Here is a 713-nt window from a genome sequence, read left to right on the forward strand (position 1 = left end):
GTGCTGGACCGTCAGTTCCAGGCAGATGGTCCGAACCAGAAATGGGTGGCCGACTTCACCTATATCTGGACGGCAGAAGGCTGGCTTTACGTAGCTGCGGTACTGGACCTGTACTCCCGTCGAATCGTGGGCTGGTCGATGCAGGAGAGCATGACCTCGCAGCTCGTGGTGGACGCGCTGATGATGGCTGTGTGGCGCCGGGGCAGGCCAGTGGCACTGCTGCACCACTCGGACCAGGGTAGCCAATACACAAGCGAGCACTTCCAGAGGCTGCTGGACGAACAGGGCATCACTTGCAGTATGAGTCGGGCTGGTGAGGTCTGGGACAACTCGGCCATGGAGAGCTTCTTCAGTTCTCTGAAGACCGAGCGCACGGCCCGTAAGGTGTACAGGACACGAGGGCAGGCCCGCTCAGATGTGTTCGATTACATCGAGTGCTTCTACAACCCGACGCGTCGGCATTCGACGCTCGGATATCTCAGTCCCGTACAGTTCGAGCAAGCTCAAGAAGCTTAGGTCGGTGTCAACGAGACCGGCAGCAGCCCAAGGCGCTCCAGCGTCTCGCCGGAGAGGGACTGGTTGTGGTCCTCCCCAAGCGAGGGGTTCTTGTTTCCGAAACCAATATTCGCACCCAACTCCGATTGCTGGAGTTGCGAAGGGAAGTGCAACGTCTTCTCGCACAACTCGCAGCAGAGCGGGCAACAGAGGAGGAG

Annotated in this window: 1 protein-coding gene and 1 pseudogene; both read left to right on the forward strand. The window is 59.5% G+C overall.

The window, feature by feature from the left end:
* Nucleotides 1-516 (forward strand): IS3 family transposase (locus tag HWX04_RS08245; protein ID WP_034361920.1); only part of this gene is annotated, 516 nt, incomplete at its 5' end.
* A 29-nt stretch (nucleotides 517-545) separates the two neighbouring features.
* A pseudogene (locus HWX04_RS08805) lies at nucleotides 546-713 on the forward strand (GntR family transcriptional regulator); the annotation flags it as partial.

It is taken from the genome of Bartonella gabonensis, from assembly GCF_903679515.1.
GTDB lineage: Bacteria > Pseudomonadota > Alphaproteobacteria > Rhizobiales > Rhizobiaceae > Bartonella > Bartonella gabonensis.